Here is a 19,696-nt window from a genome sequence, read left to right on the forward strand (position 1 = left end):
CCGCGAAGCGGAGCCCGGGATGACATGGAGAATCTGGAAACGACTGCCCGACGGAATACGCCTACACCGCCACCCCATGCAGGTCGTAGGCATCCGCCGACTCGATCTTCACCGTCACGATGTCGCCGACCCGGACCGGGCGGCGGAAGGCGACGTGGACGTTGCCGTCGATCTCCGGCGCGTCGTACTTCGAGCGGCCCTTGGCGACCGTCGGGCCGGCGGCGTCGATGATGACCGGCAGGCGCTTGCCGACCTTGGCCTTCTGCAAGCGAAGCGACACCGCCTGCTGCGTCTCCATGAACCGGCGCTGGCGCTCGGCCTTGACCGCGTCCGGCACCGCCTCAGCGACTTCGTTCGCGGGGGCGCCGCGGACCGGCTCGTACTGGAAGCAGCCGACGCGCTCGAGCTTGGCTTCCTTGAGCCAGGTCAGCAGCTCCTCGAACTCCTCGTCGGTCTCGCCGGGGAAGCCGACGATGAAGGTCGAGCGGATGGCGAGGTCCGGGCAGGTGGTGCGCCAGGAGCGGATGCGCTCCAGCATCTTCTCCTGGTTGCCCGGTCGGCGCATGCGCTTGAGCACCGTCGGGCTCGCGTGCTGCAGCGGCATGTCGAGGTAGGGCAGGACCTTGCCCTCGGCCATCAGCGGGATGACCTCGTCGACGTGGGGGTAGGGGTAGACGTAGTGCAGGCGCACCCAGGCGCCGAGCTCACCCAGCTCCTTGGCGAGGTCGTAGAACCTCGCCCGCACCTCGCGGTCGCGCCAGGGGCTCGTCGCGTAGCGGGTGTCGATGCCGTAGGCGCTGGTGTCCTGCGAGACGACGAGCAGCTCCTTGACGCCAGCCTTCACCAGCTTCTCGGCCTCGCGCAGCACGTCGGCCGCCGGGCGGCTGACGAGGTCGCCGCGCAGCTGCGGGATGATGCAGAAGGTGCAGCGGTTGTTGCAGCCCTCGGAGATCTTCAGGTACGCGTAGTGCCGCGGCGTCAGCTTCACGCCCTGGGGCGGGACCAGGTCGAGGAACGGGTCGTGGGCCGGGGGCACCGCCTCGTGGACCGCCGCCACCACCGACTCGTAGGCCTGCGGCCCGGTGACCGCGAGCAGGTTCGGGTACTTCTCGCGGATCTCCTCGGGCTGCGCGCCCATGCAGCCGGTGACGATCACCCGGCCGTTCTCCGCCATCGCGTCGCCGATCGCCTGCAGCGACTCGGCCTTGGCCGAATCGAGGAAGCCGCAGGTGTTGACGATCACCACGTCGGCGCCGTCGTGCTTGCGCGCCAGCTCGTAGCCCTCCGCCCGCAGGTGGGTGAGGATGCGTTCGGAATCGACCAGCGCCTTGGGGCAGCCGAGCGACACGAAGGAGATTTTTGGGGCGGGTGCGTTCATGGGAGCAGAGTCGGCGCCGGCCCACGGCCGAGGCGGCAGCGAGCGGGATCAAGGATTTAGGGAAAGGCGTTGGGGCAGGCCTCTAGCACAGGGGAGGGCGGGCGTCACGGGGCCGGTCCCCCGCACGAAGGGCCGCTTCCGTCGCGACCCCGGCCTCCGCTATCACGGCGCGATGTGGAGCCGCGCCATTCCTCTGCTCGATCCCGCCGCCGCCGCGGCCCGCCTGCGCGGCCGCCCCGGCCTCGCGCTCCTCGACAGCGCCATGCGGCACGATGCCCTCGGGCGCTATTCCTACCTCGCCGCCGACCCGTTCGGGTCGTTCCGGGTGCGCGGTGGCCGGGCCTTCTGGAACGGCGCCCCGGTGCCGGGTGCGCCGCTGGAGGCGCTCCGGGCGGTGCTGGCGCCCTGGCGCATCGAGCCTGATCCCGACCTGCCGCCGTTCCAGGGCGGGGCGATCGGCACCATCGCCTATGATTTCGGTGCGAGCCTGGAGCAGGTGGCGCCCTCGGCGCGGCGGGCGGGCCTCACCGACGACATGGCCTTCAACCTCTACCCCACGGTCGTCGCCTTCGACCACCCGGCCGGGACCTGCCACCTGATCGCCACCGGCTTGCCGGAGACCGACCCGGACGCCCGCGCGCGGAAGGCCGAGGCCGACCTCGACGCCCTTGAGGCGGCCCTGGACCGGCCCGAGCCGAGGGTCGAGGCGGGCCCGGTCGCGAGCCTCGCCTGGCGCTCGAACTTCACGCCCGAGACCTACGCCCGGGCGGTCGAGCGGGTGCGGGACTACATCCGGGCCGGCGACATCTACCAGGCCAACATCGCCCAGCGCTTCGAGGCGGCCCTGCCGCCGGGCTTCGACGCCTTCGCGTTCTACCGCCGCCTGCGGGCGCGCAACCCGGCGCCCTTCGCGGCCTATCTCGAGTTCGGGGACCTCACGGTGGCCTCGTCCTCGCCCGAACGCTTCCTGCGCCTCGATGGACGACAGGTCGAGACCCGGCCGATCAAGGGCACGGCGCCGCGTTCCGCCGATCCGGACGAGGACCGGGCCCGGGCCGCGGCTCTGCTCGCCAGCGACAAGGAGCGGGCCGAGAACGTGATGATCGTCGACCTCCTGCGCAACGACCTGTCGCGGATCTGCGCAGCCCACAGCGTCGCGGTCCCGTCCTTGTGCGGGCTCGAGACCTATGCGGGGGTCCACCACCTCGTCTCGGCGGTCACCGGCACCCTGCGGGAGGGGGCGGACGGACTCGACCTCCTGGCTGCGACCTTCCCGGGCGGCTCGATCACCGGGGCGCCGAAGCTGCGCGCGATGGACATCATCACGGAGATCGAGGGAGACGCCCGCGAGCTCTATTGCGGGGCGATCGGCTGGATCGGCTTCGACGGCAGCCTCGACACCAGCATCGCCATCCGCACGGTGCTGATGGACGGCAGGCGCGCCGTGCTCCAGGCCGGGGGCGGGATCACCCTGCTGTCGGACCCGCAGGCCGAGTACCGCGAGACCCTGACCAAGGCCGAGCGGATCTTCGCGGCCTTCGCGAGCGGCGACCCCACATAGGTCCTATCCCCGTCGGCCCGCCGGCGGATCATGCTGCCCGCGAGGCCCTGCGGACGACGCCGGATGATCCTGGTCATCGACAATTACGACTCCTTCGTCTTCAACGTGGTGCGCTACCTCGAGGAGCTCGGCGCGCCGGTCCGGGTCGCCCGCAACGACGCCCTCGACGTCGCGGGCATCCGGGCGGCGAACCCGGAGGCGGTGGTGATCTCGCCCGGGCCCTGCAGCCCGACGGAGGCCGGGGTGTCGCTCGCGGCGATCCGCGGGCTCTCGGGAGAGGTGCCCCTGCTCGGGGTCTGCCTCGGGCACCAGTGCATCGGGGCGGCCTTCGGCGGCCGGATCGAGCGCGCCGCTCGCCCGCTCCACGGCCAGGCGACGGCGATCGCCCATGACGGCACGGGCCTGTTCCGCGGCCTGCCGGCGCCGCTCAGGGTCGGGCGCTACCACTCGCTGATCGTGGCGCCGGAGGCGGGCATGGAGCCGCACCTCGCGGTCGACGCGGTCTCGCCGGAGGGGGAGGTGATGGCGCTCTCCCACCGCCGGCACCCGACCTACGGCGTGCAGTTCCACCCGGAATCGGTGCTGACCGAGCACGGCCACGCCCTGTTCGGCAATTTCCTGGAGCTGGCGCGGCGCTGGCACGAGGAGGGAGGGGCGCGCCGTGCTGTGGCGTGACGGCAGGCTGCACGAGGGCACGGTCGCCTCCTTCGACCTCGCCGACCGCGGCCTGCTGCTGGGCGACGGCGTGTTCGACACCGCGATGGCGCTCGGCGGCACGGTGGTGCAGGAGGACGCACACCTGGCGCGCCTCGCTGACGCTGCGACGGCCCTCGGCTTCGCGGTCGACCTCGGCGAGGCCCGCACGGCTATGCGGGCGGTGGCGGGCGGCTCCGCGCGGGCGGCGATCCGCACCACCGCGACCCGCGGGCCCGGCCCGCGCGGCCTGCGCCCGCCGGCCGATCCCCGCCCGGTCCTGTGGGCCAGCGCCGCGCCGCTGCGGCCCGGCACGGTCTTCGCGGACCTCTCCCTCGGCTGGAGCGCGATCCGCCGCAACGAGACCTCGCCGGCCTCGCGCCACAAGACGCTAGGCTACCTCGACGCGGTCCTCGCCGCCGAGGCGGCGGCGCGGGACGGCCACGACGAGGCGTTGTTCCTCAACATGCAGGGGCGGGTGGCCTGCGCCGGCACCGGCACCCTGTTCGCGGTGTTCGGCCGCGAGGTCGTCACGCCGCCGGCGCGTGAGGGGGTGCTCGCCGGGATCGTGCGCGCGCGGGTTCTCGCCCTCGCCTCCGGCCTCGATCTCACGGCCGCCGAACGACCGGTGGCGCCGGAGGAGCTGTCAGCGGCGGAGGCCGTCTTCCTGACCAACTCCCTGCGCCTGATCGCGCCGGTGCGGCGGATCGGGGAGCGGAGCTACGCCAGCGACGGGCATCCGGCGGTGCGGGCTCTGCGCACGGCGCTGGTGCGGGAGATCGTCGCGGCGTGCGGGGTGGCGCCGGAGGGATGACCGCCCGGCCGGGCGACGGACGTGCCGCACCCGAGCCCTCTCCCCATCCTGCCCCACAGCAGGGGGGTCGGGCGTGAGCCTTGGATCGATGGACTCTCATCGCGTCACACGATGCCGCAGCTCCGCCACATGCACCGCCTCGCGGGCGTAAGCCAGGCCGAGATCGATCCGCAAGGCGCGCAGGGCCTCCTCCTCGGACCCTGTCGGCAGACCCCGGCGCCGGCGCTCGTCCAGCAGGGAGAGGTGCCGCGCGACGCGGCGACAGGCCTCCGCGACCGTCGGCGCGGACCTCGATGGCGTGACCTCCGGATCCATCCTGCCTCCACCCCGCCGTGCCCAGGGACATCGGCCTTTCTGTCTGGAATCAGACACGCCGCGGCGCGAGACTCAAGACCTAACAGGGTTATGCGGCTGTGCGTCGAATGCGTCGAGGCCTTACGGAGGAGGGGCAAGAGCCGTTAGTACTAGCGCCACCAGAGGGCCAGCGGCCCTGTCCGGGCGCGCCCGCCCGCGAGGAGTGGAGAGCAGAGCATGAAGCGCGCGTCCCTGGCGGTGGTTCTCGGTGCCGCGACCGCCCTGGCGGCAAGCCTGCCGGCCGGCGCCAAGACGCTGGTCTACTGCTCGGAGGGCAGCCCGGAGAACTTCTACCCGGCGGTCAACACCACCGGCACCTCGTTCGACGCCGGCTCCCAGATCTACTCGAACATCGTCAATTTCGAGCGCGGCACCACCAACGTGGTGCCGGACCTCGCCGAGAAGTGGGACGTCTCGGAGGACGGCAAGGTCTACACCTTCTCCTTACGCAAGGGCGTGAAGTGGCACTCCAACAAGACCTTCAAGCCGACCCGTGACTTCAACGCCGACGACGTGATCTTCTCGTTCGAGCGGCAGTGGAAGGAGAGCCACCCGTTCTTCCGGGTGACCAGCGCCAACCACACCTACTTCAACGACATGGGGCTGCCGAAGCTCCTCTCCTCGGTCGACAAGGTGGACGACTACACGGTCCGCTTCACCCTGACCCAGCCCGAGGCGCCGTTCCTCGCCGACCTCGCGATGCCCTTCGCGGCGATCCAGTCCAAGGAATACGCCGACGCGATGCTGAAGGCCGGCACGCCGGACAAGCTCGACCAGGATCCGATCGGCACCGGGCCGTTCTACCTGCTGCAGTACCAGAAGGACGCGATCGTCCGGTACCGCGCCTTCCCGCAATACTATGCCGGCAAGGCCGCCCTCGACGACCTCGTCTTCGCCATCACGCCGGATGCCTCGGTGCGCTGGGCCAAGCTCCAGAAGGGCGAGTGCCACGTCATGCCGTACCCGAACCCGGCCGACGTCGACGCGATGCGCAAGGACCCGAATGTCCAGGTGCTGGAGCAGCCCGGCCTCAACATCGGCTACCTCGCCTACAACACCCAGAAGAAGCCGTTCGACGACGTGCGCGTGCGCAAGGCGCTGAACATGGCGATCAACAAGAAGGCGATCATCGACGCGGTCTACCTCTCGACCGGCATCGCCGCCAAGAACCCGATCCCGCCGACCCTGTGGTCCTACAACGACGCGATCAAGGACGACGCTTACGACCAGGACGCCGCCAAGAAGCTGCTCGCCGAGGCGGGGCTCGGCAGCGGCTTCACGATGGACCTGTGGGCGATGCCGGTGCAGCGGCCCTACAACCCGAACGCCCGCCGCATCGCCGAGCTGATGCAGGCCGACCTCGCCAAGGTCGGGGTGAAGGCCGAGATCAAGTCCTACGAGTGGGGCGAGTACCGCAAGCGCATCCAGGACGGCGAGCACCAGACCGCGATGTTCGGCTGGACCGGCGACAACGGCGATCCGGACAACTTCCTCCACACCCTGCTCGGCTGCGCCGCGGCGCAGAAAGGCGGCGGCAACGCCGCCAAGTGGTGCGACAAGACCTACGACGACCTCGTGAATAAGGCCAAGTCCATCACCGACAAGGCCGAGCGCACCAAGCTCTACGAGCAGGCGCAAGTCGTGTTCAAGGAGCAGGCGCCGTGGTTCACCATCGCGCACGCGGTGCAGCTGAAGCCGGTGCGCAAGGAGGTGGTGGACTTCAAGCTGTCGCCGTTCGGCCGCCACACCTTCTACGGCGTCAGCCTGAAGTAGCAGCCTGATCGACGTGAGACTCTTCGGGTTTCCTCGACGACGTTGACACCCACAGGGTCATCCCGGGGCTCGCCGAAGGCGAGAGCCCGGGATCCAGAACCGCAGGTGATGCCGGACGAGGCGATACGCAATCCGCTTCATCCTGAACGTCCTCCGGTTCTGGATTCCGGGCTCCGCTCCCGCGGCCCCGGAATGACCAGGAGGGTGGAAAGTCCGTAGGCCAGACCTAAAGAACCCCGACATCAACACTCACTCGCAAGCGTTCGTCGATGCGTAGCATCCTGAGCCGTTCAGAGAAGGCGCATCCGTGCTCCGCTTCCTCCTGACCCGCGCGTCCCTGGTGATCCCGACCTTCCTCGGGATCACCCTGGTGGCGTTCTTCCTGATCCGCCTGGTGCCCGGCGACCCGATCGAGACGATGGCGGGGGAGCGGGGCATCGATCCCGCGCGGCACGCGGCGTTGCGCGCCGAGTACGGCTTCGACAAGCCCTTGCTCGTGCAGTACGGCATCTACCTCGAGCGCCTCGCCCACGGCGATCTCGGCCGGTCGATCAGCACCAAGGAGCCCGTGATCGCCGAGTTCGCCAGCCTGTTTCCGGCGACGATCGAGCTCGGCGTCTGCGCGATCCTGTTCGCGCTCCTCATAGGATTGCCGGCCGGCATCCTGGCGGCGCTCAAGCGCAACTCGGTCTTCGACCACGGGGTGATGGGGCTCTCGCTCACCGGCTACTCGATGCCGATCTTCTGGTGGGGTCTGCTCCTGATCCTGCTGTTCTCGGTCCAGCTCGGCTGGACGCCGGTCTCGGGCCGCATCGACGTGCAGTACTTCATCGAGCCGGTGACCGGCTTCCTGCTGATCGATTCGCTCCTCTCCGACGAATCCGGCGCCTTCCGGTCGGCCCTGTCGCACCTCGTCCTGCCGGCGGTGGTGCTCGGCACGGTGCCGCTCGCGGTCATCGCCCGCATGACCCGCTCGGCGATGCTGGAGGTGCTGGGCGAGGACTACATGCGCACTGCCCGCGCCAAGGGCCTGCCGGCCTGGCGCATCGTCGGGCTGCATGCCCTGCGCAACGCCCTGATCCCGGTCGTCACGGTGATCGGCCTCCAGGTCGGCGTGCTGTTCACCGGCGCGATCCTGACTGAGACGATCTTCTCCTGGCCCGGCATCGGCAAGTGGCTGATCGAGGCGATCGGCCGGCGCGACTATCCCGTCCTCCAGGGCGGCATCCTCTTGATCGGCGCGGTCGTGATGGCGGTGAACCTCATCGTCGACCTCGCCTACGGCCTCGTGAACCCCCGCATCCGGCACGCCCGATGAGCGCCGAACTCCTCGACACGCCCGCCGCCGCCGCGTCCCCGGCCGGCCCGCCGCACCCGCTCGCCGAGTTCTGGGCGAGCTTTCGCGCCAATACCGGCGCGGTGATCGGCCTCGGGTTGATCGTCGCCGTGCTGCTGATGGCGGTCTTCGCCGACGTCATCGCCCCGCACCCGCCGAACCTCACCGACAACGCCGCCTTCCTCAAACCCCCGTTCTGGCAGGAGGGCGGCTCGCTCACCTATCCGCTCGGCACCGACGCGATCGGCCGCGACATCCTCTCGCGCCTGATCCACGGCGCCCGGCTGTCCTTGTCGATCGGCATCGCGGTCGTGGCGGTGTCGATCCTCGTCGGCACGATGCTGGGACTGATCGCGGGCTTCGTCGGCGGCGCCACCGGCATCGTCATCATGCGGGTGATGGACATCATCCTGACCCTGCCGTCGCTGCTGCTTGCCATCGTCATCGTGGCGATCCTCGGCCCCGGGCTGATGAACGCGATGCTGGCGGTCGCCGTGGTGGTGCTGCCGCACTACGTCCGCATCGCCCGCGCGGCGGTGATCGCGGAAAAATCGAAGGACTACGTCACCGCCGCCCGGGTCAGCGGGGCAGGGCCCCTGCGCCTGATGCTGTCCGAGGTGCTGCCGAACTGTGCAGCCCCCCTGATCGTCCAGGCCTCGCTCGGCGTCTCGACCGCGATCCTCGACGCGGCGGCCCTCGGCTTCCTGGGCCTCGGCGCCCAGCCGCCCTCGCCCGAATGGGGCACGATGCTCGCCGATGCCCGCGAGTTCGTGCTGCGCGCCTGGTGGGTGGTGACCTTCCCCGGCCTGATCATCCTGATCACGGTGCTCGCCTTCAACCTCGTCGGGGACGGCCTGCGCGACGCCCTCGACCCCAAGCTGAAGCGGTGAGGGCTCAAGTGCCGCTCCTCGAGATCCAGAACCTCTCCGTCGAGTTCCCGTCCGCCGGCGGCAGCTTGCGCGCCGTCGACGGCGTCAGCCTGACCCTGGAGGAGGGGGAAGTGCTCGGCGTCGTCGGCGAGTCGGGGTCCGGCAAGAGCGTCACCATGATGGCGCTGATGGGCCTCGTCGCCTATCCGGGCCGGGTCTCCGCCGACCGCCTCGCCTTCGCAGGGAGAGACCTGCTCGGCATGCCCGCCCGCGAGCGCCGCCGCCTCACCGGCCACGATGTGGCGATGATCTTCCAGGAGCCGACCACCAGCCTCAACCCGTGCTTCACGGTCGGCTTCCAGATCACCGAGAGCTTGCGCCAGCATCTCGGCCTCGACCGCAAGGCGGCGAAACGCCGGGCGATCGAGCTCCTGGAGCAGGTCGGCATCCCGGCGGCCGAGAGCCGGCTCTCGGCCTACCCGCACCAGCTCTCCGGCGGCATGAACCAGCGGGTGATGATCGCCATGGCGATCGCCTGCAACCCGCGCCTGCTCATCGCCGACGAGCCGACGACGGCGCTGGACGTCACCATCCAGGCGCAGATCCTCGACCTGCTGCTCTCGCTCCAGCGCGAGCGCGGCATGGCACTCGTGCTCATCACCCACAACATGGGCGTGGTCGCCGAGACCGCCGACCGAATGATGGTGATGTATGCCGGCCAGGTGATGGAGGAGCGGCGCGCCGACGCGCTGTTCGCCGCACCCCAGCACCCCTACACCGCGGCCCTGCTGGCGGCCCTGCCGGAGCGCAGCGAGGGCGGGCGCCTCGCCACCATCCCGGGCGTGGTGCCGGGGCTCTACGACCGCCCGCGCGGCTGCCTGTTCTCGCCGCGCTGCGCCTACGCCACCGCGCATTCCCGTGAGCAGCGTCCCGCCCTGCGGCCCTGGCAGGAGGGCGTCGTGCGCTGCCACTACCCCCTGGGCGATCCCTCGCGCGAGGCCCGCATCCGCCAGGACCACCCGGTCGGCGCAAGCGCCGAAACGGGCGCGAGCGCCGAGGCGTCCGCCACCGCGGAGGCGACCCCGTGAGCGCCCCCGTCGTCGTCGCCGACGCCTTGCGCCAGACCTACGAGATCCGCCGCGGGCTGTTTCGCCAGCCCGCGCGGCTCCAGGCGGTCGGCGGCATCTCGTTCTCGATCGAGCCCGGCCGGACGCTCGCGGTGGTGGGCGAGTCCGGCTGCGGCAAGTCGACCCTCGCCCGCATGGTGACGCTGATCGAGCCGCCGACCGACGGGAGCCTGACCCTCGACGGGATCGACGCCGTCGACCCGCCGGCCCCCGAGCGCCGCCGCCTGCGCCGCACCGTGCAGCTGGTGTTCCAGAACCCCTACGGCTCGCTCAACCCGCGCAAGCGCATCGGGGCGATCCTGGAGCAGCCGCTCGCGATCAATACCGGCCTGTCGGCGAGTGAGCGCCGGGAGCGGGTGCGGGCGATGATGGCCAAGGTCGGCCTGCGCCCGGAGCACGACGCGCGCTACCCCCACATGTTCTCCGGCGGCCAGCGCCAGCGCATCGCCATCGCGCGCGCCCTGATGCTGTCGCCGAAGCTGGTGGTGGCCGACGAGCCGGTCTCGGCCCTCGACGTCTCGATCCAGGCCCAGGTGCTGAACCTGCTGGCCGACCTCCAGGAAGAGCTGGGGCTCGCCTACCTGTTCATCTCCCACGACCTCGGCGTCGTGCGCCACATCGCCCACGAGGTGCTGGTGATGTATCTCGGCCTGGCGATGGAGCAGGGGCCGAAGGAGGCGATCTTCGCGCGCCCCCTCCACCCCTACACCCAGGCCCTGATGGCGGCGACGCCCGGCATCGGCCTGCGCAGCCGGGAGCGGATCGTGCTGCGGGGCGAGCTGCCCTCGCCGCTCAATCCCCCGCAGGGCTGCGTGTTCTCGACCCGCTGCCCCCACGCCTCCGACCGCTGCCGGGAGGAGCGCCCGCAGCCGCGGCCGCTCGCCGGCCGGGCGGTGGCCTGCCACTACGCCGAGGATTTCCTGGAGGGCGCGCCGGCCCGGGGACGGGCCGTGGCCGGCTGATGCCGTCCGGGCCGTTTCCCGCCGGCGCTCACGGGGTGTTCAACCCCGGGGGGCTTCGCCGTGCGGCGATCCGGACTACCATGGCGGGGGCAGCGGGAGGCCAGTGACCGGATCCGTGACTGAGCACGCCGCGGCGGCCGAGCCGCCTCGACCGAGAGCACCGGGCACCGCCGCCGGCGCGGGTTTCGCCCGCGTCGGCCTCGCCCGCGCCCTGGCCTTCCGGGCCGGCCTCCGGGCCGCGCGCCTGCGCCACTGGATCGCCGGCCGGCTGCCGCCCCGGGCCCGCGGGCGGCTGGCCGAGAACGTCCGCGCCGCCGAGCTCGCCGGCCTCGCCTTCGCGTTCCGGGCCCGGGCCGTCGCGATCGTGGTGGTGTCGCTCTGGCTGCTCGTTCTGGTGCCCTGGCCGCGGGACCTCTACTACCTCGCCGCCGCCGGCCTGTTCTTCATCCTCGGCTACGTGCCCTACGCCCTGCGCCGCCACGCCAGGGCGGGGGCGATCAAGCTCGCCTTCACGGTGCTCGACATCGCGCTGATGACCACCGTGATCATCATGCCGCCGCCCGCCGGCCTCGGGGTCGACTGGCCGATCCAGACCCGGCTGCGCACCCCCGAATTCCTCTACGTGCTCCTCCTGCTCGGGGAGGCGGCGCTGACCTACTGGCCGGTGGCGGTGCTGTGGACCGGCGCCTGGACGGCGCTGATCTGGTCCACCGGCGTCTGGCTGGTCTACGGCCGTGACGACACCGTGCGCTTCGCCGACGTCGCCCGCGACGGGCGCCTGAGCGCCGAGGCTTCCCTGCGGGTCTTCCTCGACCCCGCCTATGTCGGCCTGACCCAGCTCTGGACGCAGGTGATCGTCACCGGCCTGTTCACGCTGCTGCTCGCGATCGCGGTGTGGCGGGGCCGGGGCACGATGCTGGCGCAGGTGCGCGCCGAGGTGGTGCGGGCCGACCTCTCCCGCTACGTCTCGCCCGACGTCGCCGACGCGCTGACGGCGCGGGCCCATGCGGGTTTCGGGGCGCCGCAGACCCGGGTGGTGGCGGTGCTGTTCGCCGATGTCGTCGGCTTCACCGGCATGAGCGAGGGCTTAGGCCCGGAGCGCGCCTTCGCGCTCCTGCGGGGGTTTCGCGAGCGCAGCTGCAAGGTGGTCTTCCGCCACGCCGGCACCCTCGACAAGTTCCTCGGCGACGGCTTCATGGCGACCTTCGGCGGCCTCGACGGGCGCGGCGACGGCGCCGCCCGGGCGATGGCCTGCGCCGTCGACCTCCAGCGCGAGGTCGACGCCTGGAACGCCAAACGCGTCGCCCGCGGGGCCGAGCCGGTGCGGGTCGCGGTCGGCGTGCATTGCGGCCCGGTGGTGATCGGCAACATCGGCGCCGACCAGCGGGTGGAGTTCACGGTGATCGGCGACGTCGTCAACGTCGCGAGCCGCCTCGAGGCCGCCACCCGCGAGGTCGGCGGCCGCATCGTCGCCTCGGATGGCTGCCTGACGGCCGCCGGGCCGGAGGTGGCGGAGCAGTTCACCCGCTCGCTCCCCCTGACCCTGCGCGGCCGCAGCCAGCCGATCCTGGTCCACGTCGCGGAGTAGGCCCGCTCAGCTCCGCTGCAGCACCTCGATGCGCACGCCGTCGGGCCCCTCGAAGAAGGCGATCCGCAGGCCCGGCCGTATGTCGGTGATACCGGAGACGAGCGGGATGCCGCGGGCGGCGAGGTCCGCCACCGTCGCCTCGATGTCCTCGACCCTGAGGCCGATATGCTCGATGCCGAGATTCGGCGGCACGGCGGCGGGCCCGGTGCCCTCGGGCGCCTGCTCGATGAACACCCGCACCCCGCCGAGATCGAGGATGATCCGGCTCGGCGTCTCCCCACCCTCGCGCCCGGTCTCCTGCGCCCCGAGCACCTCGACGTAGAACCGCGCCGCCGCCAGCGCGTCCCGGCTGCGCAGGTGGAGATGGTCGTAAGCGTACCTCATGCGGGCCTCCCTCCGGAGCGTCTCGTCCGCTCCCCGTTCCCGAGGCGCACGCTACGTCGCCCGCCCCGCCCGCGATAGGCGTCCGGCCGACCCGCAGCGGATGTCGGAGCCGCAGTTGACGCACCGCTCCACGCCACCCTACAGAAGGAGCATCCGGGTCCCGGTATCCGCGGCCGGTTCGGAAGGGTGGCCGAGTGGTTTAAGGCAGCGGTCTTGAAAACCGCCGTGGGGGCGACTCTACCGTGGGTTCGAATCCCACCCCTTCCGCCAAAATACCTGCCGAACCAGTTATTATATCAGTATTTTTGGCTTTGGTGATTTCTACGACCCTCAAAATACCCGACATTCTGAAGCGGATTGTACCGGCTTGCACTGGACGTGTTTGGGCGGTCCGCGGCAGCCACATGGCTGAGGGTGCCAGAGAGGTCGAGTGCACTTCAGGGTCGAGAGTGACGGTGAGCACTGATGGTGGGGGCTGGCAAAGCCTACGCTGAGGGCCGGCTGGATGAGCAACTGGCGCATGATGCCAAACCATGTAGCCGCCCCGGCTCAGCCGCAGTTGTGATGCAATCTTAGCAGGTGAACGTGGTACCTGCACGGGCTCGCGACTTTGCACGAGACGCAGCAGCGTGCCGGGGATGATAGGGAGACCGACCCGTTCGACGAAGGGACCGGCAGGGACGAGGGAAAATGGGCGTTTGTACACCTGCTCGGATGCACAGATGGTGATCCTCCGCCGTCTTCGCGGACACGAGGTTAACTTGCGTTCCGCTCGGCCTGCTGGGGCGTGATGTAGCCGAGAGCCGGCGGATGCGCTGTCGATTGGTCGTCGCCGTCGATGTCGGCGAACAGGTCGCGTCGGGCGCTCGCGGGATGTTCTGAAGCGCAGATCGCGACGCTCACCGGGCACTCGCTCCGGGACGTCCGCTCGATCCTTGATGCCCAACACCCGAACCGCGAGCCGAAGCTGGCTCTAGCGACGATCAGGATGCTCGAAGCGAGAACCAGTTCTCCCGACTGGGATCAAACGTTCTCGTTGCAGCAGAGGAAAAGCCTAGGGAAATCAAGTGGCTGGGGGACGTGGATTCGAACCACGACTAACGGAGTCAGAGTCCCATTTTAAATCAGATAGTGCAATGCCTTAGCATTTTGGAGGGCGTCTAACCGGAACCGTATCGATTGAGAAATTCAGGATTTTGTCTAACTCTCGGACCTATGAATCCGACCTCAGAAGCCATCCCGCCCACCGTCCTCACCTGGTCCCGCGGCTTCGCCAGCCTCTCCCCCGGCGTCCCTCCCTGTCCCGGCCTCCGCCCCGACGAATGGGCCGAGACGCATCGGCGCTGCGGCGAGTTCATCGAGCGCTGGGGCATGCAGGCTCACGCGGCGGGGTGGGACACGCTGCGATTATTCGGGGTGAACCCCAAGGACGGCGCGGTTCGCGGGGATTGGTCCGGTGTCCTGATCCCGTGCACCCGCGACGTGACCGAGGTCACCGACGAGTGGATCCGGATCGGGCGGGGGCGGGCCTACCGGGCGCATCCGATCAAGCAGGAGGGCATGGTCCCGGTGTGGGAGTTCAAACGATGACCGGCGGCGAGGCCTACAAGGCGAAGCTCCTCACCGATGACGCGCTCGACGCGGCGATCACGGCCTACCTCGCCGATCCGTCGAAGCCGGTGGCGCTCGAGATCGCCGGCAAGAGCCTCGACGTCGCGGCGGCAGTCCTGGCGAACACCTACAGCACGGAGGTGCTGGCCCGGGAGGATGGCACGCCTGGGCAGCGGCGGCAGGCGGTGAAGACGGCGATCCTGCTGGCGCCAGTCTGATCCAGACGGCCCATAGACGGGCCGAGACGAACTAAAGTCCTACGCTGAAAAAAGTGAAGCCGGGCGCTTGTGCAAGCGGCCCGGCTTCGTCCACCATCGGAGATGCGACTCAACCGATGGATCTCACAAAAATGCCGATCCGTTCTACTGACAGCAGGAGCTTGTCAGTGACCCCTTCCCTGCCGAATAAACTTGCGGGTTTGAAATACCGCAAAGCCGACAAAGCCGGCGCAAGCGACCACCCCGATCGCCACTCCAATCAGCATCACGGTTAAGGGGGCGGTCATGCTGTGGGGCTTTTCCCTTCAATTCTGGCAGGTCGTTGTGTTCTGGCTCTGGGCAGCATCCGCTGTAGGGGGCGGCGTGGCCGTTGTCGCCGCCTTGGGGTCATCGGTGATTTCATACTACATAAGCGATGAGACCCAAAGGGTGGCAGACAGGCAGATTGCTGCTGCTAACGAGTCTGCCGGCAAAGCAAACGAAAGAGCAGCGACTCTGGAGGTGAAAGCCGCAGAGTCAAGCGAACGCGCTGCCAAATCCGAACAAAATGTCGCTCAGTTAAATTTGCATATAGAAAAAATGCGCTTGCCAAGGACTTTTGATGAGCCGCAAAGAAAAAATATTGCTCGCGCATGCTCGGTTCATCCAAATATTTCATATAGTATGGCCTCAGTTCAAGGAAATCAAGAAAGTGTAATGTTTATGATGCAAATGCATGATGTGCTAAAACAATCAGGATGGCGACAAATCGACTGGACTGGATATGGCTTTAATGGAAAGCCTAGGAACGACATGCAGATTACTGGAACGATAACCGCCACCGGGGTCGTAGTTGGCTATCACAAGGAAGCTAGTGAAGCTGCGAAATCTGCTGCGCAGGATTTAGCGCAATCATTGCATGATGCCGGCTTTATTGCCAGCCACGAAGAAGTAGGAGACGAAGGCAATTATTTTCAAAATAATAACAATTCCGTCGTGATCGCCGTTGGAAATAAAAGCTATTAGACGAGAGCGAATTGATTGCATCTCTCATTGCCCCTATCTCCTACACGTCAGCCTTGGTCCTATCCTGCACCTGGGGCGCGATGCTGGGGCTGGAGCGCGCGGCTCGGCAGTTGGATGAGAAGGCGGAGCGGTGACCGCCAACCCGATCACCTGGCGCCACACCTGGCCCGAGCGCGGCCCGGACTTCGTCGCCGTGGTCGCCGGCGGGAGATTTGGCCGGATCCACAAGACCCATCCCGGCCGCCTTCAGGGCTATGAGTGGGTATGGTCGCTGACCTATCCGGCCGTGACCGGGCTGCCGAAACAAGGGCGTGCCAAGACCAAGCAGGATGCCGCCGACGCCGTCCGTGCGGGGCTCAACGATGCCCTACGCTGGCACGCCGAGCGCGGAGAGCCTTTGCTGCTCAATCGTGCCGACGCCGGGCCCGACCCGAGGCGCGACTGGATGCGCCCGCCAGTGCGGATCGTCGTCGGGCAGGACGTGCCGTGGCCGGAAGGGTGGGATGCAGGGGGCTGAAACGAAGAACCCCGCGCGGCGGCTGCCGGCGGGGCTGAAGGTCGGGCCTCGGGTCCTGAAGATCCGCTGAGCTAACGGGCAGGCGCTGGGGTGGTTCCGGATCAGGGGTGTCTCGTTCGTCCCTGCACGTCCTGCTCGCGTTCGATCCGCTCCAGGATCTCGGTCTGCTTCCGGGTCTCCTCGCGCATGATCCTCACGCACTCGGCGATCCGGCGCTGCAGCTCGACGCACTCGCGGAGGATGTCGCGGATCTCCCTGGTCATATCGACATAGGCGACGGTGCCCTGCAGGTGCATGGCGCCATCAGGGGCTGCCAATGTGGCCCCGGCCGGCGCTGCCGGTGCGGCAGCGGCATCCTTCGCCTTGTCGGCCTTGAGCATGAGCCTGAGGCCGAAGATCACGATCAGCGCTCCGACCGCCGCTTGCAGAACCGGAAACCCGGCCAGACTGTCGTAGACCCCCTTCAGAAACCCGGCCTCAAGCATCGGTCGCCTCTCCCCTGTGAGCCCGTGGCTTGGGCGTCAGCACCAGCCCGCTTGCAGCGGCCGAGGCTTTCAGGTCTTCGATCTGGCCCTCCAGGGTGTCCTTGCGCCGGACCGCGTCGCGCCGAGCGATGTAGCAGGACAGCAGCTCGAACATCGTCAGCGTGCCGAAGACCGGGATGTTGAGCGAGGGGGAGTTGGCGTGGAAGGCGTCCATGAACAGCGCCAGGGTGAGCTGCCCCCAGACCACGGCGCTGAACAGCGCGCACCAGCCGCGGATGTAGGCCCCGGAGGGGAAGACCCGGCCGTTGTTGATGTGGCCGTTCATATAGAGGGCGAAGCCCCGGGCGATGCCGACCACGGCGTAGAAGGTCGCCATGTTCTCCTCGGTCGCGCCGAGGGCAGCGATCGGGCGGAGGGCGGTGCGCTCCAGCGTGTCTCCGGGCATCGCGAGGGTGAGAGCGATCATGATCATCATGACCGCCATGGCCCATTCGAAGAGGCGCTCCGAGCTGTAGGGGCCGGCCGGGCGGGTCGGGTCGGCCTCGAACAAGGGCATCAGCGCCTCCCCCAGCCGCAGACGGCGACGCCGCGCGCGTTGTGCGCCCGGACCTGCCGGCGGGTCTCCGGTGTGTCGCGGGTACTGTAAGTGATAGGCCGGGCGGTCTGGCAGAAGCGCGCCGCGTCGGCCTGGATCTCCGGGCTGGTGCAGGCGAACACGAAGAAGCCCGCGGCCGCACAGGTGAAGGTCATCGCCTCAGTCCTTTCGGAGGAAGGGGTCTGCGGGGTCCTCGAGCCCAGCCGCAGCGGCGTCGGCCGCGGCCTGGGCGGCAGCTTCCTGGCGCTCCGCTTCAGCCCGGGAGGAGGCAGCCTGCTGCGCTGCCCCCACCTCGCGTTGCGCCTCGGCCGCGCGCATCCCGTCGACCCACCGGATGAAGGCGTTCACTGCAGCTTCGCCGGCTGTTCGGGCGATCAGCCCAGCGAGGTAGGTGCCGATGGCCGAGAGGCTGATCATCAGCCCGCCTTGACGGTCGGCGCCGTCGTGGTCGGACCGGCCGCGGTCGGCGTGCTGGTGGCGAGCGAGGCGCCTTCCTCGACCGGCAGCAGGGCGATGATGTGGTCGCGGATCGCGTTGACGCCACCGGTCCAGGAGATGAGCCAGCCGGGGGCGTGCCGCACGACGTAGTTCAGCGCGTTGGCCAGGACGGCGTTGCCGACGTCGAACGAGAGCGCCTTGTCCTTGGTCGCGCCCGCCACCGTGTTCATGCCGAACGCGATCGCCTTCTCGACGAGCTGCTGGGTGACGATGCCCTTGACCAGGGCGCCGATCGTGGTGGGCAGCCGGCGGCAGGCGTAGGTGACCACCGCCATGATGATCGCCACTACGGCTTCCTGGAAGGCGGCGGCGTAGGAGGCGATCCAGGTGCCGAGCGGCACGGTGACCACGGCGGTGTCGGTCGCCGGCTGGGCGACGGTGGCGGTGGCCTGGGCGAGCGCGGGGTCGGCGTAGAGCGCCAGGGGCGCGGTGATGCAGAGCGCGCAGGCGAACGCCAGCGCCGCGCGGGAGAGCGTGCGGTTCATGGAATCCTCGTTGTCTTGGAAGGTGCGGGCCTACCTTGGATGGCGCGGCCGCTATCTTGGATGCTCGGCTGGCCCGGCCGGCGCGGGTCGTACCCCAGGAGATACCCGAGGGTGTCAGGCTGCTGCCTTGGCGCCGTCGATCGCCGCCCACGTGCCCGGCCCGGCGATTCCGTCTGGCACGAGGCCGTGCGCTCGCTGGTAGGCACGCAGGCTCGCCTCCGTCATGGCGCCGAAGCTGCCGTCAGCCTTCACGCCGATCGCCGCCTGCAGCGTCTTCACGTCATCGCCCTTGACGCCGCGCCGGAGCGTCGGGCGGCCGGTGGCGTCCTTCGCCGGCACGGGCGGCCGCACCGGCGCGCCGTTCATGATGCCTGCCACTCGGGCCCGGAACGCGGTCATGTCGATGCCGGCCGGGTCAATCTTCCGCCCCTTCGGCAGCGCCCATTCCCGGTGCGCGACCGCCATGATCGGCTTTGCGCCGACATGCGCCAGGACCGCGGCGCAGAGCCGGGCGTAGGCGTCCAGCTGCACCTCGGGCCAGGGCTCGCCGACGCCCGTGTTCTCGGCCTCGACGCCGATGCTCGAGCTATTGCCGGCGGTGACGCCTTCCCAGGCGCCGGCGCCGGCATGGTAGGCGAGACCGGCCGCCACGACGTAGCAGGTCCCGTCCCGGCCGAGCGCGACGTTGCAGAGCGGGCCGGCGAGATCCGGACGCCCCTTGGTGACGGTCGTGAGCGACGGCATGTTGCCGGTCGCCGGCCCGGCGGTGTGGTGCAGCATCACCATCCGGATGGTGCCGAGCTCTGCATGGCCGCGGGTCTTCCACCCGTCGACCTCGGCGACCTTGAGGCCGGCGGCGCGCAGGACGTCGGCGAGCCAGGTTGCGTTCGCCATCAGGCTTCTCCTGCGCTGGTACGGGTCGCGCGCCGGCGCGGCTTGCGCGCCGCCTCGACGCCGCCCTCGGCCGCCGGCAGGTCGTGATCGTGCGTCGCCTCGCCGTCGGCATGGTCGTGGCCGCAGAGGCAGCCGTCGGCGTGGTCGTGATCGTCGGGCGCGCGGGTGCGCTCCGCCGTGGGATGGGCGGTCATCGGGATCTCCGGATTGTCGAGAAGTGGGTCGCGGCGCGCCGGCTCAGTACCGGAGGATCAGGGGCAGGAGGTGCCCGTCGCCGCGTAGATCCTGCCGGCGGTGTTGACGCAGACCGCGCGGCTGCCCGTGCCCGCCAGGTCGCTCGAGGTGATGGCGCCCGTATTGGACACCGACCAGACCTTGGCCGTCGAGGCGCCCGCGGCGCCGGACCAGAATTCCAGGCCCGCCGCCGTGGCGTCGCCCGACCAGGCATGGATGCGGGCGGCGCGGTTGGTGCCGAAGTAGTCCAAAGCGCCCCGGGCCGTCTGGGTGCCCGCGATCGGGCCGCCGACGTAGGCCGCCCCGGCCATGGCG

Annotated in this window: 25 protein-coding genes and 1 tRNA gene; 14 read left to right on the forward strand and 12 right to left on the reverse strand. The window is 69.6% G+C overall.

Features of this window, described 5'->3' with window-relative positions:
* Positions 1-61: 61 nt before the first annotated feature.
* Complete coding sequence (gene rimO / locus VQ02_RS21035; RefSeq protein ID WP_048446175.1) at positions 62-1,378, reverse strand: 30S ribosomal protein S12 methylthiotransferase RimO; 1,317 nt, start codon at positions 1,376-1,378, stop codon at positions 62-64.
* 172 nt (positions 1,379-1,550) lie between these two features.
* On the opposite strand from rimO, the gene pabB reads away from it, so the two are divergent.
* The 3 genes from pabB (at position 1,551) to VQ02_RS21050 (ending at position 4,446) form a co-directional block, all read left to right on the forward strand.
* On the forward strand, positions 1,551-2,939 hold the full coding sequence (gene pabB, locus VQ02_RS21040; RefSeq protein ID WP_048446176.1) for an aminodeoxychorismate synthase component I: 1,389 nt from the start codon (positions 1,551-1,553) through the stop codon (positions 2,937-2,939).
* 63 nt (positions 2,940-3,002) lie between these two features.
* Positions 3,003-3,614 (forward strand): anthranilate synthase component II, encoded by a 612-nt coding sequence (locus tag VQ02_RS21045; RefSeq protein WP_048446177.1) that lies wholly within the window; start codon positions 3,003-3,005, stop codon positions 3,612-3,614.
* Positions 3,601-4,446 carry an aminotransferase class IV gene (locus VQ02_RS21050; protein ID WP_048446178.1) on the forward strand — a complete coding sequence of 282 codons (846 nt, stop codon included), beginning with the start codon at positions 3,601-3,603 and terminating at the stop codon, positions 4,444-4,446. Before VQ02_RS21045 ends, VQ02_RS21050 begins: the two co-directional genes overlap by 14 nt.
* Positions 4,447-4,542: 96 nt before the next feature.
* On the opposite strand, the gene VQ02_RS21055 is transcribed toward VQ02_RS21050, so the two are convergent.
* Positions 4,543-4,761 carry a hypothetical protein gene (locus VQ02_RS21055; protein ID WP_048446179.1) on the reverse strand — a complete coding sequence of 73 codons (219 nt, stop codon included), beginning with the start codon at positions 4,759-4,761 and terminating at the stop codon, positions 4,543-4,545.
* Positions 4,762-4,977: 216 nt separating this feature from the next.
* Between VQ02_RS21055 and VQ02_RS21060 the strand changes: the two genes are divergently transcribed.
* From VQ02_RS21060 to VQ02_RS21085, 6 genes are all read left to right on the forward strand, one after another.
* Positions 4,978-6,573: an ABC transporter substrate-binding protein gene (locus tag VQ02_RS21060; RefSeq protein WP_048446180.1), complete on the forward strand. Its 1,596-nt coding sequence runs from the start codon at positions 4,978-4,980 to the stop codon at positions 6,571-6,573.
* A 307-nt stretch (positions 6,574-6,880) separates the two neighbouring features.
* Positions 6,881-7,891, forward strand: coding sequence for an ABC transporter permease subunit (locus VQ02_RS21065; protein WP_048446181.1), 1,011 nt, complete (start codon positions 6,881-6,883; stop codon positions 7,889-7,891).
* A complete protein-coding gene (locus tag VQ02_RS21070; protein WP_048446182.1) occupies positions 7,888-8,799 on the forward strand; it encodes an ABC transporter permease subunit in 912 nt (303 codons plus the stop codon). The genes VQ02_RS21065 and VQ02_RS21070 overlap by 4 nt, the downstream gene beginning before the upstream one ends.
* Before the next feature lie 8 nt (positions 8,800-8,807).
* Positions 8,808-9,866 carry an ABC transporter ATP-binding protein gene (locus VQ02_RS21075; RefSeq protein ID WP_048446183.1) on the forward strand — a complete coding sequence of 353 codons (1,059 nt, stop codon included), beginning with the start codon at positions 8,808-8,810 and terminating at the stop codon, positions 9,864-9,866.
* Entirely contained in the window at positions 9,863-10,867 is a 1,005-nt protein-coding gene (locus VQ02_RS21080; RefSeq protein WP_048446184.1) for a peptide ABC transporter ATP-binding protein, read from the forward strand. Before VQ02_RS21075 ends, VQ02_RS21080 begins: the two co-directional genes overlap by 4 nt.
* A gap of 115 nt (positions 10,868-10,982) precedes the next feature.
* Positions 10,983-12,455 (forward strand): adenylate/guanylate cyclase domain-containing protein, encoded by a 1,473-nt coding sequence (locus VQ02_RS21085; RefSeq protein WP_245239805.1) that lies wholly within the window; start codon positions 10,983-10,985, stop codon positions 12,453-12,455.
* Positions 12,456-12,461: 6 nt separating this feature from the next.
* On the opposite strand, the gene VQ02_RS21090 is transcribed toward VQ02_RS21085, so the two are convergent.
* On the reverse strand, positions 12,462-12,839 hold the full coding sequence (locus VQ02_RS21090; RefSeq protein WP_048446185.1) for a VOC family protein: 378 nt from the start codon (positions 12,837-12,839) through the stop codon (positions 12,462-12,464).
* Positions 12,840-13,019: 180 nt separating this feature from the next.
* Here VQ02_RS21090 and VQ02_RS21095 point away from each other — a divergent pair.
* Positions 13,020-13,109 (forward strand) — tRNA-Ser (locus tag VQ02_RS21095).
* Between the two features lie 486 nt (positions 13,110-13,595).
* On the opposite strand, the gene VQ02_RS37380 is transcribed toward VQ02_RS21095, so the two are convergent.
* Positions 13,596-13,742 carry a hypothetical protein gene (locus VQ02_RS37380; protein WP_157080736.1) on the reverse strand — a complete coding sequence of 49 codons (147 nt, stop codon included), beginning with the start codon at positions 13,740-13,742 and terminating at the stop codon, positions 13,596-13,598.
* A 312-nt stretch (positions 13,743-14,054) separates the two neighbouring features.
* Here VQ02_RS37380 and VQ02_RS21100 point away from each other — a divergent pair, with 312 nt between their 5' ends.
* From VQ02_RS21100 to VQ02_RS21110, 4 genes are all read left to right on the forward strand, one after another.
* Positions 14,055-14,429, forward strand: coding sequence for a hypothetical protein (locus VQ02_RS21100; RefSeq protein WP_048446186.1), 375 nt, complete (start codon positions 14,055-14,057; stop codon positions 14,427-14,429).
* Entirely contained in the window at positions 14,426-14,668 is a 243-nt protein-coding gene (locus tag VQ02_RS21105) for a hypothetical protein (RefSeq protein WP_048446187.1), read from the forward strand. Before VQ02_RS21100 ends, VQ02_RS21105 begins: the two co-directional genes overlap by 4 nt.
* A gap of 285 nt (positions 14,669-14,953) precedes the next feature.
* On the forward strand, positions 14,954-15,673 hold the full coding sequence (locus VQ02_RS37385; protein WP_157080737.1) for a hypothetical protein: 720 nt from the start codon (positions 14,954-14,956) through the stop codon (positions 15,671-15,673).
* Positions 15,674-15,803: 130 nt separating this feature from the next.
* Positions 15,804-16,190, forward strand: a complete 387-nt coding sequence (locus VQ02_RS21110; protein ID WP_048446188.1) for a hypothetical protein — start codon at positions 15,804-15,806, stop codon at positions 16,188-16,190.
* Between the two features lie 101 nt (positions 16,191-16,291).
* Here VQ02_RS21110 and VQ02_RS34855 read toward each other — a convergent pair whose 3' ends face one another.
* From VQ02_RS34855 to VQ02_RS38315, 8 genes are all read right to left on the reverse strand, one after another.
* Positions 16,292-16,675 (reverse strand): hypothetical protein, encoded by a 384-nt coding sequence (locus VQ02_RS34855; protein ID WP_053080484.1) that lies wholly within the window; start codon positions 16,673-16,675, stop codon positions 16,292-16,294.
* Complete coding sequence (locus tag VQ02_RS21120) at positions 16,668-17,231, reverse strand: hypothetical protein (protein WP_063838505.1); 564 nt, start codon at positions 17,229-17,231, stop codon at positions 16,668-16,670. The genes VQ02_RS34855 and VQ02_RS21120 overlap by 8 nt, the downstream gene beginning before the upstream one ends.
* Positions 17,231-17,425 carry a hypothetical protein gene (locus tag VQ02_RS21125; protein WP_048446189.1) on the reverse strand — a complete coding sequence of 65 codons (195 nt, stop codon included), beginning with the start codon at positions 17,423-17,425 and terminating at the stop codon, positions 17,231-17,233. The genes VQ02_RS21120 and VQ02_RS21125 overlap by 1 nt, the downstream gene beginning before the upstream one ends.
* Positions 17,426-17,429: 4 nt before the next feature.
* Positions 17,430-17,687, reverse strand: coding sequence for a hypothetical protein (locus tag VQ02_RS21130; RefSeq protein WP_048446190.1), 258 nt, complete (start codon positions 17,685-17,687; stop codon positions 17,430-17,432).
* Positions 17,687-18,253, reverse strand: a complete 567-nt coding sequence (locus VQ02_RS21135) for a hypothetical protein (RefSeq protein ID WP_048446191.1) — start codon at positions 18,251-18,253, stop codon at positions 17,687-17,689. Before VQ02_RS21135 ends, VQ02_RS21130 begins: the two co-directional genes overlap by 1 nt.
* Before the next feature lie 114 nt (positions 18,254-18,367).
* Positions 18,368-19,147: a peptidoglycan recognition protein family protein gene (locus VQ02_RS21140; protein WP_048446192.1), complete on the reverse strand. Its 780-nt coding sequence runs from the start codon at positions 19,145-19,147 to the stop codon at positions 18,368-18,370.
* Entirely contained in the window at positions 19,147-19,341 is a 195-nt protein-coding gene (locus tag VQ02_RS21145) for a hypothetical protein (RefSeq protein WP_048446193.1), read from the reverse strand. The genes VQ02_RS21140 and VQ02_RS21145 overlap by 1 nt, the downstream gene beginning before the upstream one ends.
* A gap of 57 nt (positions 19,342-19,398) precedes the next feature.
* A partial coding sequence (locus VQ02_RS38315; protein ID WP_167350774.1) for a hypothetical protein occupies positions 19,399-19,696 on the reverse strand: 298 nt, incomplete at its 5' end.

This window comes from Methylobacterium variabile, assembly GCF_001043975.1.
In the GTDB taxonomy this organism is placed as follows: Bacteria; Pseudomonadota; Alphaproteobacteria; order Rhizobiales; family Beijerinckiaceae; genus Methylobacterium; species Methylobacterium variabile.

What these genes read in the sequence shown, in the direction of transcription:
- rimO (WP_048446175.1), bottom strand. Translation starts at nt 1,378, where the DNA reads ATGAACGCACCCGCCCCAAAAATCTCCTTCGTGTCGCTCGGCTGCCCC.
- pabB (WP_048446176.1), top strand. Translation starts at nt 1,551, where the DNA reads ATGTGGAGCCGCGCCATTCCTCTGCTCGATCCCGCCGCCGCCGCGGCC.
- VQ02_RS21045 (WP_048446177.1), top strand. Translation starts at nt 3,003, where the DNA reads ATGATCCTGGTCATCGACAATTACGACTCCTTCGTCTTCAACGTGGTG.
- VQ02_RS21055 (WP_048446179.1), bottom strand. Translation starts at nt 4,761, where the DNA reads ATGGATCCGGAGGTCACGCCATCGAGGTCCGCGCCGACGGTCGCGGAG.
- VQ02_RS21060 (WP_048446180.1), top strand. Translation starts at nt 4,978, where the DNA reads ATGAAGCGCGCGTCCCTGGCGGTGGTTCTCGGTGCCGCGACCGCCCTG.
- VQ02_RS21070 (WP_048446182.1), top strand. Translation starts at nt 7,888, where the DNA reads ATGAGCGCCGAACTCCTCGACACGCCCGCCGCCGCCGCGTCCCCGGCC.
- VQ02_RS21090 (WP_048446185.1), bottom strand. Translation starts at nt 12,839, where the DNA reads ATGAGGTACGCTTACGACCATCTCCACCTGCGCAGCCGGGACGCGCTG.
- VQ02_RS21100 (WP_048446186.1), top strand. Translation starts at nt 14,055, where the DNA reads ATGAATCCGACCTCAGAAGCCATCCCGCCCACCGTCCTCACCTGGTCC.
- VQ02_RS21105 (WP_048446187.1), top strand. Translation starts at nt 14,426, where the DNA reads ATGACCGGCGGCGAGGCCTACAAGGCGAAGCTCCTCACCGATGACGCG.
- VQ02_RS37385 (WP_157080737.1), top strand. Translation starts at nt 14,954, where the DNA reads ATGCTGTGGGGCTTTTCCCTTCAATTCTGGCAGGTCGTTGTGTTCTGG.
- VQ02_RS34855 (WP_053080484.1), bottom strand. Translation starts at nt 16,675, where the DNA reads ATGCTTGAGGCCGGGTTTCTGAAGGGGGTCTACGACAGTCTGGCCGGG.
- VQ02_RS21120 (WP_063838505.1), bottom strand. Translation starts at nt 17,231, where the DNA reads ATGCCCTTGTTCGAGGCCGACCCGACCCGCCCGGCCGGCCCCTACAGC.
- VQ02_RS21125 (WP_048446189.1), bottom strand. Translation starts at nt 17,425, where the DNA reads ATGACCTTCACCTGTGCGGCCGCGGGCTTCTTCGTGTTCGCCTGCACC.
- VQ02_RS21130 (WP_048446190.1), bottom strand. Translation starts at nt 17,687, where the DNA reads ATGATCAGCCTCTCGGCCATCGGCACCTACCTCGCTGGGCTGATCGCC.
- VQ02_RS21135 (WP_048446191.1), bottom strand. Translation starts at nt 18,253, where the DNA reads ATGAACCGCACGCTCTCCCGCGCGGCGCTGGCGTTCGCCTGCGCGCTC.
- VQ02_RS21140 (WP_048446192.1), bottom strand. Translation starts at nt 19,147, where the DNA reads ATGGCGAACGCAACCTGGCTCGCCGACGTCCTGCGCGCCGCCGGCCTC.
- VQ02_RS21145 (WP_048446193.1), bottom strand. Translation starts at nt 19,341, where the DNA reads ATGACCGCCCATCCCACGGCGGAGCGCACCCGCGCGCCCGACGATCAC.